Annotated in this window: 15 protein-coding genes; 10 read left to right on the top strand and 5 right to left on the bottom strand. The window is 71.7% G+C overall.

Going from position 1 to position 14,242, the window contains the following annotated elements:
• The first annotated feature begins 89 nt into the window (after window positions 1–89).
• From ACWCQM_RS27220 to ACWCQM_RS27210, 3 genes are all read left to right on the top strand, one after another.
• Window positions 90–389: an NIPSNAP family protein gene (locus tag ACWCQM_RS27220; RefSeq protein WP_450917744.1), complete on the top strand. Its 300-nt coding sequence runs from the start codon at window positions 90–92 to the stop codon at window positions 387–389.
• 108 nt (window positions 390–497) lie between these two features.
• Entirely contained in the window at window positions 498–965 is a 468-nt protein-coding gene (locus ACWCQM_RS27215) for an ATP-binding protein (protein ID WP_450917743.1), read from the top strand.
• A gap of 186 nt (window positions 966–1,151) precedes the next feature.
• The gene (locus tag ACWCQM_RS27210) at window positions 1,152–1,808 is read left to right on the top strand and encodes a YceI family protein (RefSeq protein WP_450917742.1); all 657 of its coding nucleotides are present in this window, start codon (window positions 1,152–1,154) and stop codon (window positions 1,806–1,808) included.
• A 15-nt stretch (window positions 1,809–1,823) separates the two neighbouring features.
• Here ACWCQM_RS27210 and ACWCQM_RS27205 read toward each other — a convergent pair whose 3' ends face one another.
• Window positions 1,824–3,143, bottom strand: a complete 1,320-nt coding sequence (locus ACWCQM_RS27205) for an aminotransferase class I/II-fold pyridoxal phosphate-dependent enzyme (protein ID WP_450917741.1) — start codon at window positions 3,141–3,143, stop codon at window positions 1,824–1,826.
• 45 nt (window positions 3,144–3,188) lie between these two features.
• On the opposite strand from ACWCQM_RS27205, the gene ACWCQM_RS27200 reads away from it, so the two are divergent.
• Both ACWCQM_RS27200 and ACWCQM_RS27195 read left to right on the top strand, forming a co-directional pair.
• Complete coding sequence (locus tag ACWCQM_RS27200) at window positions 3,189–4,532, top strand: MFS transporter (RefSeq protein WP_450917740.1); 1,344 nt, start codon at window positions 3,189–3,191, stop codon at window positions 4,530–4,532.
• A 134-nt stretch (window positions 4,533–4,666) separates the two neighbouring features.
• Window positions 4,667–5,467 carry an SAM-dependent methyltransferase gene (locus tag ACWCQM_RS27195; RefSeq protein ID WP_450917739.1) on the top strand — a complete coding sequence of 267 codons (801 nt, stop codon included), beginning with the start codon at window positions 4,667–4,669 and terminating at the stop codon, window positions 5,465–5,467.
• 31 nt (window positions 5,468–5,498) lie between these two features.
• Here the strand turns inward: ACWCQM_RS27195 and ACWCQM_RS27190 are convergent, their stop codons facing one another.
• Window positions 5,499–6,518, bottom strand: coding sequence for an alpha/beta fold hydrolase (locus tag ACWCQM_RS27190; RefSeq protein WP_450917738.1), 1,020 nt, complete (start codon window positions 6,516–6,518; stop codon window positions 5,499–5,501).
• A 299-nt stretch (window positions 6,519–6,817) separates the two neighbouring features.
• On the opposite strand from ACWCQM_RS27190, the gene ACWCQM_RS27185 reads away from it, so the two are divergent.
• Entirely contained in the window at window positions 6,818–7,921 is a 1,104-nt protein-coding gene (locus ACWCQM_RS27185) for an ATP-grasp domain-containing protein (RefSeq protein WP_450917737.1), read from the top strand.
• 57 nt (window positions 7,922–7,978) lie between these two features.
• Here the strand turns inward: ACWCQM_RS27185 and ACWCQM_RS27180 are convergent, their stop codons facing one another.
• The gene (locus tag ACWCQM_RS27180; RefSeq protein WP_450917736.1) at window positions 7,979–8,806 is read right to left on the bottom strand and encodes an SAM-dependent methyltransferase; all 828 of its coding nucleotides are present in this window, start codon (window positions 8,804–8,806) and stop codon (window positions 7,979–7,981) included.
• A 276-nt stretch (window positions 8,807–9,082) separates the two neighbouring features.
• Between ACWCQM_RS27180 and ACWCQM_RS27175 the strand changes: the two genes are divergently transcribed.
• Both ACWCQM_RS27175 and ACWCQM_RS27170 read left to right on the top strand, forming a co-directional pair.
• Complete coding sequence (locus tag ACWCQM_RS27175) at window positions 9,083–9,607, top strand: YbaK/EbsC family protein (protein WP_450917792.1); 525 nt, start codon at window positions 9,083–9,085, stop codon at window positions 9,605–9,607.
• A gap of 72 nt (window positions 9,608–9,679) precedes the next feature.
• Window positions 9,680–10,177, top strand: a complete 498-nt coding sequence (locus ACWCQM_RS27170; RefSeq protein ID WP_450917735.1) for a hemerythrin domain-containing protein — start codon at window positions 9,680–9,682, stop codon at window positions 10,175–10,177.
• Between the two features lie 69 nt (window positions 10,178–10,246).
• Here ACWCQM_RS27170 and ACWCQM_RS27165 read toward each other — a convergent pair whose 3' ends face one another.
• Window positions 10,247–11,788, bottom strand: a complete 1,542-nt coding sequence (locus tag ACWCQM_RS27165; RefSeq protein WP_450917734.1) for a hypothetical protein — start codon at window positions 11,786–11,788, stop codon at window positions 10,247–10,249.
• Between the two features lie 241 nt (window positions 11,789–12,029).
• Between ACWCQM_RS27165 and ACWCQM_RS27160 the strand changes: the two genes are divergently transcribed.
• A complete protein-coding gene (locus ACWCQM_RS27160) occupies window positions 12,030–12,557 on the top strand; it encodes a hypothetical protein (protein WP_450917733.1) in 528 nt (175 codons plus the stop codon).
• Window positions 12,558–12,595: 38 nt separating this feature from the next.
• Here ACWCQM_RS27160 and ACWCQM_RS27155 read toward each other — a convergent pair whose 3' ends face one another.
• On the bottom strand, window positions 12,596–13,105 hold the full coding sequence (locus ACWCQM_RS27155) for an anthrone oxygenase family protein (RefSeq protein ID WP_450917732.1): 510 nt from the start codon (window positions 13,103–13,105) through the stop codon (window positions 12,596–12,598).
• Window positions 13,106–13,342: 237 nt separating this feature from the next.
• On the opposite strand from ACWCQM_RS27155, the gene ACWCQM_RS27150 reads away from it, so the two are divergent.
• Complete coding sequence (locus tag ACWCQM_RS27150; protein WP_450917791.1) at window positions 13,343–14,221, top strand: septum formation family protein; 879 nt, start codon at window positions 13,343–13,345, stop codon at window positions 14,219–14,221.
• The last annotated feature ends 21 nt before the right edge of the window (window positions 14,222–14,242 follow it).

Below are 14,242 nucleotides of genomic sequence, written 5' to 3'. Positions count from 1 at the left end.
CGGGCCGACGCTCATCCATCCCCGCCACCCGTGGTTCACATAGCCCTCTGCGGTGGCGCACCGAGTCGACCCGCGAGAGGACACTCCTCATGGCCAAGACCACCCAGCTCCGCACCTATACCGTCCGCGAAGGCCTGCTGGACGAGTGGGCGCAGCGGTGGAAGGCCGAGATCCTGCCGCTGCGTCTTGAGTCGGGGTTCGCGATCGGCGGTGCCTGGCTCGACCGGGAGCACAACCGGTTCGTCTGGCTGATCTCCTACGAGGGGCCGGAGACGTTTGCCGAGCGCAACACGATGTACTGGGACTCGCCGGCCCGCAAGTCGATGGATCTCGATCCGGACGACTACCTCGTCAGCACCGAGGAGCGGACGGTGGAGGAGTGGTACTGAGCCGACGGTCCCCCTCCTGCGTACAGGCCGGCGCGCATCACGTACAGCCACTTGGCGACAGCGCGTCGCCCCTGGTCACGCTCGGCCACGATGCATCAGCGTTGAGACATGACCAGCAAGCAGCCACCCCTCCCCGTGCGCCCCGCACGCAGCGCACAGCCTCGCTTCACCTGGCACCACTTCACGATGCGCTTCAGTTCGACGACGCGCGGTGCCCGCCTGGCCCGACACCTGGCGGGCGAGCGACTTGACGCCTGGGGCATCCCGTACGGGAGTGAGGCGCACGACGCACTGGCACTGATCGTCGCCGAGCTCAGCAGCAACGCTGTGCGCCACGGCCACGTATCCGGCCGGGACTTCCGCCTACGCCTCACCGCCGAGGGCACAGCCATCCGCATCGAGGTCACGGACACCCGGGGCGAACGCCTCCCCACACCCGCCGAAACTGGCTCATTCGACGAGGACGGCGGCCGCGGTCTGCTCCTGGTCGCCGCCCTCGCCGACCGCTGGGGCTGGTACCCCTGCGCCGACGGACCGGGCAAGACGGTGTGGGCTGTTCTGGAGCCCTCCGTATAGCCGGTACGTGATCCCGCGGCTGCGCCCGCTCTCGGCTCGACCGTGAGCCATCGCGTTCCGGGCCGCGCACGGTCGGCTACCGTCCGGGTTTTGCCGGGACGTCACCGTGTGAAGGTCTGACCACGAATGTTCGGGTTCCTTGATCATCTCTTGCGGGCTTCTCCTACCCCAGAGTAACTAACTGTCATGAACCTCTTCAGCCGCAGCTCCTTGCTCCGCCGTCCGGAGACCCCCGCCGAGGAGCCGACCGCCGCCCCGATGGCCGCCGGTGCTGCTGTTTCGCCGGATCCCCGGCTGGCGGCCCTCACCGGGGAGTGGATGATCGATCCCGCGCACAGCAGGATCGGCTTCTCCGTACGGCACGCGATGGTGACGACGGTGCGCGGCGCCTTCCTGGAGTACACGAGCCGTCTGTACTTCGACGGGCGCCGCCCGGAACGCTCCCGGGCCGAGATCTCGATGGCCACCGCCAGCGTGGACACCGGTGTGGAGCAGCGCGACGCGCATCTGGTCGGCCGTGACTTCCTGGACGCCAGGAACCACCCGCGCATCGGCTTCGTGAGCGATGCCGTGCAGCTCGTCGGCAAGGACGTCTACCGCATGAACGGTGACCTCACCATCAGGGGCATCGCCCGCCCCGTGACCCTGGACCTCACCTACATCGGTTACGTCACCGACCCGTTCGGCTACGAGCGCGTCGGGTTCGACGGGACCACCACCATCAACCGCTCCGACTGGGGACTGACGTACAACGCCCGGCTGGCCGAGGGCGGCGCGATGGTGAGCGAGCGGCTCCGCCTGCAGTTCGACGTCGCCGCCATCCGCACCCCCACCCCCGCCTGAGGGAGACCGGCGGGTCTAACCGCCGTACACCGCCTGTGACTCCGTGAGCGCGTCCGCGAAGTCCCGTGCCAGGCGCGTGGCTTCCGCAGGGGTGAGGGTCGCCGTGGTGACCCGGACGGCCGGCGGGGACGCGATGCGGAACCGGGTTCCCGCCGCCGTCCACCAGCCCCGGGTGCGCAGTCCGTTGACGACGGCCGACTCGTCCCGGACCGGCACCCACACGTTGAGGCCGCTGGCCCCGTGGGACGCGATGCCGTGCTCGGCCAGCGCCGCGCCCAGAGCCTCGCGCCGGGTGGTGTAGGTCCGGGACGCCCTCGCCATCAGACGGGTCACGGACCGGTCGGTGAGCAGGTCCGCGACGGTGGCCTGGAGGATGTGGCTGACCCAGCCGGAGGTCAGCAGCAGGCGCCCGTCGTGCCGTGCGAGGGTGGCGGGGTCGCAGGCGAGCGCGGCCCAGCGGAGATCGATGCCGAGGTGCTTGGACACCGTACGCACATGAGCCCAGCGGGGCAGTCCGGCGGATGCGAGGGTCACCGCGTCCGCGCCGGAGATCTCCGAGTTGTGGTCGTCCTCGACGACCAGCACCTCCGGAAAGTCGCCGAGCACGGCGAGGAGTTCGTCCCTGCGGGCAGGGGTGAAGCGTCCGCCCAGCGGGCTCTGGCCGCGCGGGCTGCACACCAGGGCCCTGGCCCCGGCCCGCAGCGCGGTGCGCAGCGCCTCCGGGCGGATGCCCTCGTCGTCGACCGTCACCGGCAGCATGCGGAGCCCGAGGGCCGGCACCAGGTCGAGCAGATGATGGAAGCCGGGGTCCTCCACGGCCACGGCGTCACCGGGTTTGAGCTCGGCGGACAGCAGCCGTCCGATGCAGTCCAGCGCCCCGTGGGCGAACGTCACCGAGCCGCTGGGCACTCCGTCCCGGGCGAACCAGGCGCGGGCCGCGTCCTCCAGCACCGCGAGCCTCGGCGAGGCGCGGTGGGAGCCGGGCACGGGCTCCACGCGCGCGGGCGGGGTGAGCACCGGGAGGCAGGCGGGGTCGGGGTGCCCGCCCGCCAGATCGCGTAGCCCCGAAGGCACTTGGGGCGGTCGTCGCGAGGTGACGGTGGGAACGGACGCCACCACCGTGCCACCGCGGCCCAGGGTCACGACGACTCCGCGCCCGCGCAGCTCCTTGTACGCCGACGCCACCGTGCCGGCGCTCACACCCAGCTCCTCCGCGAGCCGCCGCACCGGGGGCAGTGAGGAGCCCGGCCGGAGGGTGCCGTCAGCCACACGGCTCTCCACGGACGCGGAAATCTCCCTGGCCGTACCACCCTGGATGCCATATTGTTCTGCCACAGAGAGAATATTGTACCGATACAAAAGAGATGTCAAGGGGGGCCGATGCGACAGACATCGAGCCGTGTCCCGTTCGTCCGGCGGCTCGCCGTGCCGGGCGGCCGGGACGGCAGGCGGATGCTGGTCGTCGCTGTCATCGACAAGGTGGGCACGGGCCTGTGGAGCGGGGCGGCCACGCTCTACTTCATCTACGTCGCGCATCTGTCGGTGGCCCAGATCGGTGTGCTGATGGGACTGTCCGGCGTCCTCGGCATAGCCGGGCCGCCCCTCGCGGGCCGACTGGCCGACCGTTTCCCGGTGACCCGCATCCTGGTCGTCGCCCAACTGGCCCGTGGCGCGGCCCTCCTGGCCCTGCTGTCCACGAACGAGTACGGACTGCTCGTCCTCTACTCGGCGCTGGGCGCGCTGCCCGACCGCGCGTCGAGCGTGCTCACGAAGCTGTTCGCCGCGCGTGTCGCGGGCCCCCACCGCATCCGGTACCAGGCGATCCAGCGCACCGCCGTCAACATCGGCTGGGCGGTGGGTGCGGCCGGGGCCGCCGCCGCGCTCACCGTGGGAAGCGCCGCGTCCTATCGGGCGCTCCTGCTCGCCAACGTCGCCTCCTACGCGGTCATCGCGGTCCTGACGCTCCGCTGCGCGGAACCGCCGGCCCCGAGCCGGATCGTCACCGGCCCCGGCCTGCCCGTCGCCGGGACCAGGGCGCCGACACCCTGGAGGGACCGCCGCTACCTGGCCTTCACCGGTTCGGAGATCTGGCTGTTCCTGGACGACAGCATCCTCCAGGTCGGCTTCCCCTTGTGGATCGTCCACGCCACCACCGCCCCGGTCGGCCTGGCACCGCTGGTCCTTGTACTGAACAGCGTCCTGGTGATCGCTCTTCAGGTGCCCCTGTCCCGCTTCGGCGAGACCAGGGCGGCGGCCCGCCGACTCCTCGTGCCCATCGGCGCGGCCTTCCTGACCGGAGGCGTGGCGCTCGCGGCGTCGGCCGACGGCGGCCCCTGGTTCGCCACCGCAGCGGTCCTCGTCGCGGCCGTCGCCTTCACGCTCGCCGAGATCCTGCACGCGCTCTCGTCCTGGGAACTCTCGGTCTCCCTCGCCCCCGGGGAAGCACAGGGCGCGTACCTCGGTGTGCACGGCCTGGCGCAGTCGGCGCAGCGCAGCCTCGGCCCCGTCGTCGTGGGCGCCGCCGTGACCGCGGGGCCGTTCGCCTGGCCGGTGCTCGGAGCCACGCTGGCGTTGGTGTGCCTGGCCCAGCACCGGTTCGTCGGGCCGTCCCCCCACCTCCCGCCGCCGGCCGGGGACATGGACCCGGGCGCGCGGACCCGCACCGCCGAGGACGCCGCACGACCCCCCGCCGCGTCGCCGCCCCCGCCCGCACAAGGAGGCTGACGACGGACCGGCCCGCCGCCCTCGCGAGGGGGCGTGCGGCGTTCCGGCCCGTCACAGCTGACGGTGGATCACCGAGGTACCGTGGCCGAACACAAGGCCGATCCGGCTGTCTTGGTCGCACGAGGTGACGAACGATGAACGAGTACGCGCTGCCCACCCCCCACCCGACGAACGCCCACCCCGCCCGGGTCTACAACGTCTGGCTGGGAGGCAAGGACCACTACCCCGTGGACCAGGAGGCCGCCGAGCTCGCCGCCGAGGCGAACCCGACGATCGTGCCTTCGGTCCGGGCCAACCGGGCGTTCCTCGGGCGCGCGGTCCGTCACCTCTCCTCGACCGGCATCCGCCAGTTCCTCGACATCGGCACGGGCATTCCCGCCGCGGAGAACACCCATGAGGTGGCCCAGCTCGCCGCCCCCGACTCCCGCGTCGTGTACGTCGACAACGACCCGATCGTGCTCACCCATGCCCGGGCTCTTCTCGTCAGCGGCCCCGAGGGGCAGACCGACTATGTGCAGGCCGACGCGCGGGACGTCGACGCGATCCTCGACGCGGCCTCCCGCACCCTGGATCTCAGCCGGCCGGTCGGCCTCATGCTGGTGGCGATCCTCCAGTACATCAAGGACTCCGAGGACCCGTGGGACATCGTCCGCCGGCTGCTGGACCGGCTCGCCCCCGGCAGCTGCCTGGTCCTGTCGCACCCGGCCGCCGATGTGACCGCCCCCGAGGTCGCCGAGTCCATGCGGATCTACAACGAGCGTGCCGCGAGCCACGCGTCGGCGACCCCGCGCACCCAGAAGGAGGTGGAGCGCTTCCTCGACGGGCTGGAGATCCTGGAGCCGGGCGTGGTCACCCTGACCCGGTGGCGTCCGGGCCCGTCCGACACCCCGGACGACACCCTGCCCATGTGGTGCGCCGTGGCCCGGAAGGCGTAGCGCGAGCGGGAGGCCGCGGTCGTACGCTCCCTCACGTGGCGCTGCGCTCGCTCGCCTCCCGCAGGTCGCGGTCCACCGCGCGGTCGAAGGCGGGGTCCGGCGTGCCTTCGGTGCTGCCCGGGCGGCCGGCGCGGAGGTGTTCGCGCCAGCGTTCCTGGCTCCAGTCGGCCGGCGCGGTGGTGTTCATGAAGTCCTCGACCAGGGCGCGGAAGCGCACAGGGTCGCTGTGGAAGGGGAAGTGCCCGGCACCGTCGAAGATCTCCAGGCGGCTGCCGGGCATGGCGGCGTGGGCGCCGTAGGCGTGCTGCACGGGAACGACGCTGTCCCGTGAGCCCCACAGCAGGAGCGTCGGCATTCCCTGGGTCAGATAGCAGCGGTCCAGCATGGTGACGACCTGACCGCGCCAGTCGACCACCGCGCGCAGGGTGCTGATGAAGGCACTGCGGGAGGTGGCGTCGGGGAGGGCGTCCACGAGGTCGATGAGCTCGTCCGCGTCCTGGCCGAGGTCGGTGTCGAGCAGCTTGATCAGCCGGGTGAACAGGCCGACCTGGCTGCGCATCCCAGGCAGCCGCAGCGTGGACAGCATCAGGTCGGCGCCCGGCAGGGACACGGCCCGCAGGACGGGGTTGACCTCCCGCCCCACGCCGCCCGCGCTCACCAGGATCAGGCGGTCGGTGCGCTCGGGGTACTGGTACGCGAACTGCATGGCCACACCGCCGCCGAGCGAGTGCCCGACCAGGGTGGCGCGTTCGATGCCCAGGACGCCGAGCAGGTCCCGGATGCCGTTGGCGTAGGCGGCCACCGAGTAGTCGGCCCGGGGTTTGTCCGACTCACCGTGCCCGAGCAGGTCAGGTGCGATCACGGTGTGGTGGCGGGCCAGCTCGGGGATCAGGTCCGCCCAGGTGGCGGAGGAGTCGCCGATGCCATGGATGAGCAGGATGACGGGCCCCTGGCCCGCCATGCGGTACGCACGGCGGTAGCCGTGGATGGTGCGGTGGGACAGCTCCGCGCCCCCTTTGGCCCCTCGTCCGCGTGCTGGTGCGCCCGCCACGGCACCGCCTCCGTATGCTGCTCCGACGCTTCCCGAGCGAGGCTAGAAAACTCCCGCGCCGGGCGGATTACCGGGACGTTTCAGTCGGCGCCCGCGTGATGCCCGGGGCGGCTCCCGTCGGCCCCGGCATTCGTAACACGGGCGTAGCAGTCACACGGGCCGACGCGCCCTATGATCACCCCAGCACACCCGCCACGTGCAACTTCCCCTGGTCCGACGTGGTTTCGTGCGTCTCCCTCTCCCTGCCCGGGCACGGGCCCCCGTGCTGTCGTGCCCGCGAACCCCGGAAGGTGGCCTGAATGGGCTCTCCCGTACGTATCTGGCTCAACCGCACGTACGCGGAGAACGTCTTCTTCATCGACCAGCTCCGAGATAATCCGCACGGGCGGCAGGTCCTGGTGCACGCGACCCACGGGGACCCGGACTCCCCCGTGCTCGCGGCGGCCGACACGGCGGCTCCCGAGCCCGAGGGCCTCTCCCCGGCGGCGTACGTCGAATACGCGCTGGACCAGTGCGCCAGGCGTGCCATCGACGTCTTCGTACCCGTCCTCCATCAGGCGGCGATCGCCGCGCACCACGACGAGTTCGCCGCGCGGGGCACGACGCTGCTCGCCCCTCCGGCCGAGGCCTGCACGCTGTTCCAGGACAAGGTGACGGCGTACGAGGCGGTGGCGGCCGTGGGGATACCCGTGCCGCCCTGGTGGCGGGTGCGCACCGAGGAGCAACTGGTCGAGGCCGTCGACGCCATCGAGGCCACGGGCGGCAAGGCCTGCTTCAAGCCCGCCGCCGGTGCCGGTGGCGTCGGGTTCCGCATCGTCACGCGGGCCCCGTTCTCCCTGCTGCATCTGGGCGGCTTCCCGAGCCCTTACGTGCCCCTCGACCTGGTGACCGATGCGCTGCGGAGCGGTGGCGGACGGGGTGTCGACTGGCTCGTGATGCCCCGGCTGGACGAGCCGGAGGTGTCCGTGGACTGCCTCACCGGGCCCGACGGCGAGGTCAGGATGGCGGTGGGGCGGACGAAGAACGGGCGGCGCCGGGGCTTCACGCTCCGCCCCGCGTGGATCGAGCCGGCCAGGCTGGTGGCCCGGACCTTCGGACTGCGGTGGCTGACGAACATTCAGTTCCGGATGTACGAGGGCCGGCCCGTCCTGATGGACGTCAACACACGCCCGGCGGGCGGGCTGCACCAGCTCGCCCAGTGCGGCCTGAACGCACCGTGGGCCGCGGTGCGCCTGGCGCTCGGTGACGATCCGGGTGATCTGACCCCCGGCTTCCTGGGCGCGGACTACTCGGTCGTCGCGGGGCCCCGGGCGCTGCGCCCGCTGGTGGTCCCGGCGCAGCGGCCCGCGGAGGTTCCCACGGCTCGTGCCGCCGCCACGGGCGAGGTCGGGGCGGCACTCTGACGTACGGGGCGTGCTGGGCCCGCCGTCGGGCGGGTCCGCCCTGCTCGCGGCGGACTCCTACTCCTTGTATCCGGCGCCGCCGAAGGCGTCCACATCGGCGGGGACGCTCGCGCTCTCCGCGTCGGGGTGCCACTCGCTGAGCCGCACGAATCCGGGCTCGACCCATCGGAGGCCGTCGAAGAGCGTGGCGATCTCGTCGGGCTCGCGCACGTGGTACGGCACCGCTCCGCTCTCGATGTACGCCTTCTCGGCGGCGATCATGCCCTCGCTGGTGCGCGTGCCGTCGTAGACGACGAGGTGGCTGCCCGAGGGCAGGCCCGCCATGAGGCGCCCGACGACGTCGCGGGCCTGGCCGAAGTCGCCCGCGTGGCCGAGTATCCCGAGGAGCATCAGCGCCACGGGACGGTCGAAGTCGAGCGTCTTCGCAGCTTCGGCGAGGACGGCGTCCGGGTCGTAGAGGTCCGCGTCGATGTAGTCGGTGGCCCCTTCGGGTGTGCTGGTGAGCAGGGCACGCGCGTGGGCCAGGACCAGCGGGTCGTTGTCCACGTAGACGATGCGGGCGTCGGGGGCGAGGCTCTGGGCGACCTGGTGCGTGTTGTCGGCGGTCGGCAGTCCTGTGCCGATGTCGAGGAACTGCCGGATGCCCCGCTCCTCGACCAGGTGCCGTACCGAGCGCCGCAGGAACTGCCGCCCCGCCACCGCCACATCGACCAGCCCGGGAAAGAACGTCCTGATCTGGTCGCCTATCTCACGGTCGACCTCGTAGTTGTCCTTGCCGCCCACGAAGTAGTTCCAGAAGCGGGCCGAGTGCGGGCGCGTCGTGTCGATCCGGTCCGACAGGGGCGTCGTGGCCGGGGCGACGGACGATTGCGGGTTCTCACTCATTCGGACGCCTCCGTGGTCAGGGCGGATGTCAGCGACGGATGCCGGCGACTGTGGTCACGGGCGCCACCAACCTACCTATTGGGCGCGCCCGTTGGCGAACAATTGATCATCGGTACCGCTTCGGGGCGGACCGGCGCACTGGACGGACTATCGTCGTGACGGCAAGGCGTCCGCACGTCACCAGGACCGCCCCGAGTTCGACGAAGGATGGAAAACGTGCCCCAGCAGTCCGCATCCGCCCCGCAGGAGTCCGTGGACGTCTCCGTGGAAGTCTCCGTGGGCGTCTCCGGCGGCGATGCCTATCTGCGGCTGGTGTCGCTGCTCGACGAGCACGGCGCCCGGTACCGCGTCATCGACCACACCCCCGAGGGGCGCACCGAGGAGGTCAGCCGACTCCGTGGGAACCCGGTGGAGCAGGCGGCCAAGTGCCTGGTCGTCATGGTGAAGACGGGCAAGCGCACCAAGCGGTACTTCCTCGCCGTCGTCCCGGGAGACGCCCGGGTCGATCTGCAGGGCCTGAAGGCCCTGGCCGAGGGGAGTTATGTCTCGTTCGCCTCGGCGGACAGGGCCGAGGAGCTCTCCGGAAGCGTCAGCGGCACGATTCTCCCGTTCAGTTTCCATCCGGATCTGGAACTCATCGTGGATCCGCGGGTGCTGGAGCACGAGGAGATGTACTTCAACGCCGCGCGGCTGGACCGCTCGCTGGCTCTGAACACGCAGGACTACCGGGACCATCTGCTGCGGGTCGGCGCGCGTGTCCAGCCTGTCGCCGCCGAGGACTCCGCGACGGCGGAGAAGTAGCCGCTGTACGAGCTGTGACCGGTCCTCGGCCGACGCCGGCCGGCCCGGGGTCACCGTCGGCACATATGCCGCATGCCGGACTACGGTGGGCGCATGTGCCACTACTGCGGCTGTCGCGAGATCCCACTGATCAGGGAGTTCATCGCGGAGCACGAGTCCGTGACCGACACGGCCGGCGACGCCCTGCGGGCCCTGGACCACGGCGATCGGGCTCTGGCCGGGGAGCTGGTCGCGCGGATGGCGCGGGAACTGCTCGCCCACTGGCAGGGTGAGGAGCAGGGGCTCTTCGCGGTGATGGGCGGCGACGCGGAGTACGCCGGTTACATCGACGCGCTGGTACGCGAGCACCGGGAGCTCGCCGCGTTCCTGGGCCGTGTCGATCTGGGCCGCGCCGAGGACGTCGTACAGCTGCGGGAGGCGGTGGACGAGCTGCACCGGCACATCGCCAGGGAGGAGGACGGCCTCTTCCCGGCCTCACTGACCGCGCTCTCCGGGGACGAGTGGGACCTCTCGATGGCGGCGTGGCGGACGGCGCACCCGGACGCGCCCGGGGACCTCGGACGGGCATGATCCTCAACCGCGCCGAGGGCTCGTGCGCCCGGTGTGTCAGGTCGGCGACAGGCGAGCCGGCCGCTGAGGTCAGCCTGATTTCCCGCTCGCCGCCGTCCGCACCTCGGCCGGTCCGGGCAGCAGATACGCCTGACCGGCCCCGGCGCCCCGGCCGGGCGGCAGGGGGATGCCCCGCAGCCCGCCGGCGAAGGCCGGCGGGTCGTCACCCTCCGCCACCAGGAAGGCCGTCGGGAGACGGCGGGCCGCGGCGAGGAGTGCCTCCGGGGTGGTGCTCGCGTCGTGACCGCCGGTCTGGCGGGAGGCGCAGCCCGCGTAGTACGCGACCGGCACGGCCTGGTCTCCGCTGACCACGCACGGCGGGCGCACCCCCGCGGCGTTGAGTGCGCGGGCGACGGCGGCGAACTCCGTGGTCGTGGCACGGCTCGTGCGGACCACATGGCTGAGGACGGAGAGCTGGACGGTGAGATGCGCCGCCAGGGCCAGGGCCAGCAGGGTGGCGCCCACGGGTCTGCGGGCGCGCCGCGTCCGGGCGAAGAGGCGCGCGAGGCATTCGGCCGCCGGGACGGCCAGCAGCGCGTAGGCGGGGAGCAGGAAGCGGGGTGCGGCGTAGCCGACGAGGAAGAGATACGGCACGGCCATCGCGATCCCGGTCGCGGTGGCCAGCAGCGCCGTCGCGCCCCGGCCGGCCCTGCGCGCCGCACGCATCCCGCCGATGACGAGCAGGGGCAGTGCGGCCCACCAGAGGGCGGTGGCGGGGTTCTCCCAGCCGATGTCGCAGGACCGGCAGAGGGTGCGCCCGGCGAGGGCCCGCAGATGGTCGTCGACGGCGATGTTCCAGCCCAGCCCGCCCTGGATCTCACCGGCCCGGTGAAGCCGGGCGCCGAGACCGCCGTAGTGGGCGTACGCCTCGGCGGCCCAGGGTGCGCAGCCTGCCACCAGCCCGGTGACGAGCGCGGCACACATGCCGGGCAGACGCCGGCCGGGCAGCAGGACGATGGCGAGGGCCAGCGGCAACGCGAGCCAGAATCCGTCCGAGGGCCGCATCAGGGCGACCAGTGCCACGGCGGCACCGGCGCCGACCGTCTCCGCACGGCCGGCGCCGCGTCCCGTGCCACCGCCGAGGGCCCTCGCGACCCAGCCGGTCGCGGCCAGGGCTCCCAGGGCGCACCACAGGTTGGGCATGGCGGCCGGTCCGTAGAACAGCGTCGGCCACAGTCCGGCGAACAGCCCTCCCGCGCCCACGAGTACGGGTGTGGGCAGGACCGTGCGCCAGATCCCGAGGGCGAGGACCAGCCCTCCGGCGGAGAGCAGCGTGAGAAAAATCCGCAGCACGGTGGTCGACGCGGTGAACACCGCGGCCGGTGCGACGAGATAGGTGATCCCCCGGGCGCGGGGTGCGCTGAAGAACGCGGGAGGGGCATTGCCTCCGGCCTGGCCGACATAGACCGTCTCGTCCCAGGACAGCCCTGATCCCGGTACGACGAAGGTCAGTTGTACGGCGACGAGCACCAGGGCGACGACGATCAGCCAGGGAAGCGGACCGGACACCCGTCGGGCCGGCCGGGCAGCAAGGCCCCTGGGCGCGGGGCGTACCGGCCCGGCTGCGTACATGACGGCTCCTCACCTTGGCCGAAGGACTGACAGCGGCGGCCTTGGTCAACGAGAGGCGGGGCCGGGGGTCACGCGGCGCCCCGCCTCCCCACCTCTGAGGGGGGCTCTCCCCTAGGGCTTCAAGGGGGGACAACCCCCCAGAGAATTAGGGGTCTCTCCGTATCGTTCGGGGGACGCGCCGGGGCCAGGCTGTGGAGTGGAATCAGTGCACCGCTCCGCACACCCCGACTGGAGGCTTTCCGTGACCGCCCCCGCGCACCGGCCGAAGCGCCGCACCGCTCACCCGCTCGTCACGGCGTTCCTGCGCTTCGTCGTGTGCGGAGGCGGGGTCGGCCTGGCGTCGAGCGGTGCACTGGTGCTGCTCAGCGCGCACGTACCGCTGGTCGTCGCCAATGCCGTGATCACGGTCGTCGGCACGGTGATCGCGACGGAGCTGCACAGCAGGATCTCGTTCCGCACGAACCGGGGTGGCTGGCGCGTGCATCTCCAGTCGGGGCTGACGGTTGCCGTGAGTTACGTGTTCACCACCGGGGCTCTGCTGGTGCTGCACGCCGTGCAGTCGGCACCATCGGCACTGGTCGAGCAGTCCGTGTATCTGTCGGCGTCGGCGGTGGCCGGCATCGGGCGTTTCGCCCTGCTCCGGGTGGTGGTCTTCCCCACTGCGACCAAGCCTGCCGGTGCCACGGCGACCATGCCGACAGGTGCCCCGGCGACCGTGCCGGCCGGTGCCACGGCGCTGGCCAGGCCGGCGCTCACCGCCGCGGCCTGACACCCGGGCGCCGGACGCCGGGAGCCCACGTCAGGGGCTCAACTTGCCTCGCCCACGCCCGTGCCGTGCAGGTGGAGCGCCCACAGCAGTGCGCCGAGCGAGGCGGTGTGGAGGACGGCGCGGACGGTGTTCCAGGTAACCCAGTCGCTCTCGAACGCCGCCCGCGCCTCGGCGAGCCGGTCGGGCGCGGCATCCGGCGGAACCGCGTCGAGGGCGTCGTTGAGCGGGACGTTCCGCGCGCCGGTGACCAGGAACGCCGCGGCGTACAGAGCCAGCGCCGCGATGATCCACGGCAGGGCCCCCGGGCTGTGCCCCTTCGCCGCGAGGACCGTCGCCAGGACGAGCAGGGGCAACGGCAGCAGAAAGGGCGTCAGGAACCAGCCGTTGATGATGGATCGGTTGATGTGCTGCATGCTCCGGACGAAGGCACGGTCGTCGGTGCGGGCCAGGCCCGGCATGACGGCGTACGCGAAGGCACAGAAGAGCCCGGCCATCAGGGCGGCTCCCAGCGTCGACGCGAGCAGCGTCGCGGTCTGCAGGCTTCTCATGCGCGCCCCGTCTCTCGTACGGCCCGGACTTCCGGTGTCCTCGCGGGCGGAGGAGGCGAAGCCGAACCGAGCGCCCCCCGACGCTGCCGCCGTTCCAGGATGGCAGCTGTTGACTGGGTTCACAAGGGTTATTCTTGCGGAGCGCTCGGGACATCGCCTGTGCACAGACATGTCACAGCCATGCCATACGATGCGCACACCTGTTCACAGAACTTCCGTTTGAGGATGCCCAAAGCCATGTTTCCCGGTGTCACGTCTCGCTCCGCCCGCGGCATGTCCGCGCTTGTCGCCCTCCTCGCGATCGGCGCGGTCGGCTGCTCCGACGCCATCGACAGCGCCACTGCCGGCGCCAAGAAGGTCGTCCGTCAGCGTTCGGTCTTCTCGCTCACCCCGGGCGACTGCTACAACCCGAACAGCGGGGCGAACGAGAGCGAGGAGTTCAGCGTCGAGATCGTCCCGTGCAAGGAGCCCCACGAGGGCCAGGTCGTGGGCGAGTTCAAGATCGAAGGGGAGTCCGCCTACCCCGGTGACGAAGGGGCGTCGAAGATCGCGGACGAGCGCTGCCCGACCGTGTCGCAGAAGTTCATCTCCGACACCTGGGCGATACCCGCGGGCGTCGAGCTCTTCTACTACTACCCCACCAGCCAGAGCTGGGCGACCGGCGACCGGGCCGTGAGCTGCACGTACGCCAAGGAGACGGGCACCTTCACCGACTCTCTGAAGAACGACTCCCTGAACGCCGACCAGAAGGCGTACCTCAAGGGTGCGGGCGCCGTCTACGACGCCCTGTGGGCGAACCAGCCGGAGGCGGAGCAGATCGAGGACGACCTCGCCGGCTACAAGAAGCAGGCCAAGGCCGTCTCCACGGCTCTGGACGCCCACCTCACGAACCTCAAGGGCATCGAGCAGCCGGAGACCGTCAAGCTGGCCAAGCAGCTCAAGGACGCCGCCGACGCGTGGAAGGACGCCGCGTCGGCCGCTGACACGGACGCCTTCTACATCGCGTACGACCTGGCCTTCACCGGCATCGACCCGAACAAGTCGGTCGACGCCCGCAAGGAGCTGAAGCTCGCCACCACCGTCCCGGCCGACGACGCCGAGGTCTGGGCGAGCTGACCGTTCCCTCGCTGACCGGCA

Source organism: Streptomyces sp. NPDC002125 (assembly GCF_053593715.1).
The sequence above is the reverse complement of the archived record's forward strand: the minus strand, read 5'-3'. Positions and strand labels throughout refer to the sequence as shown.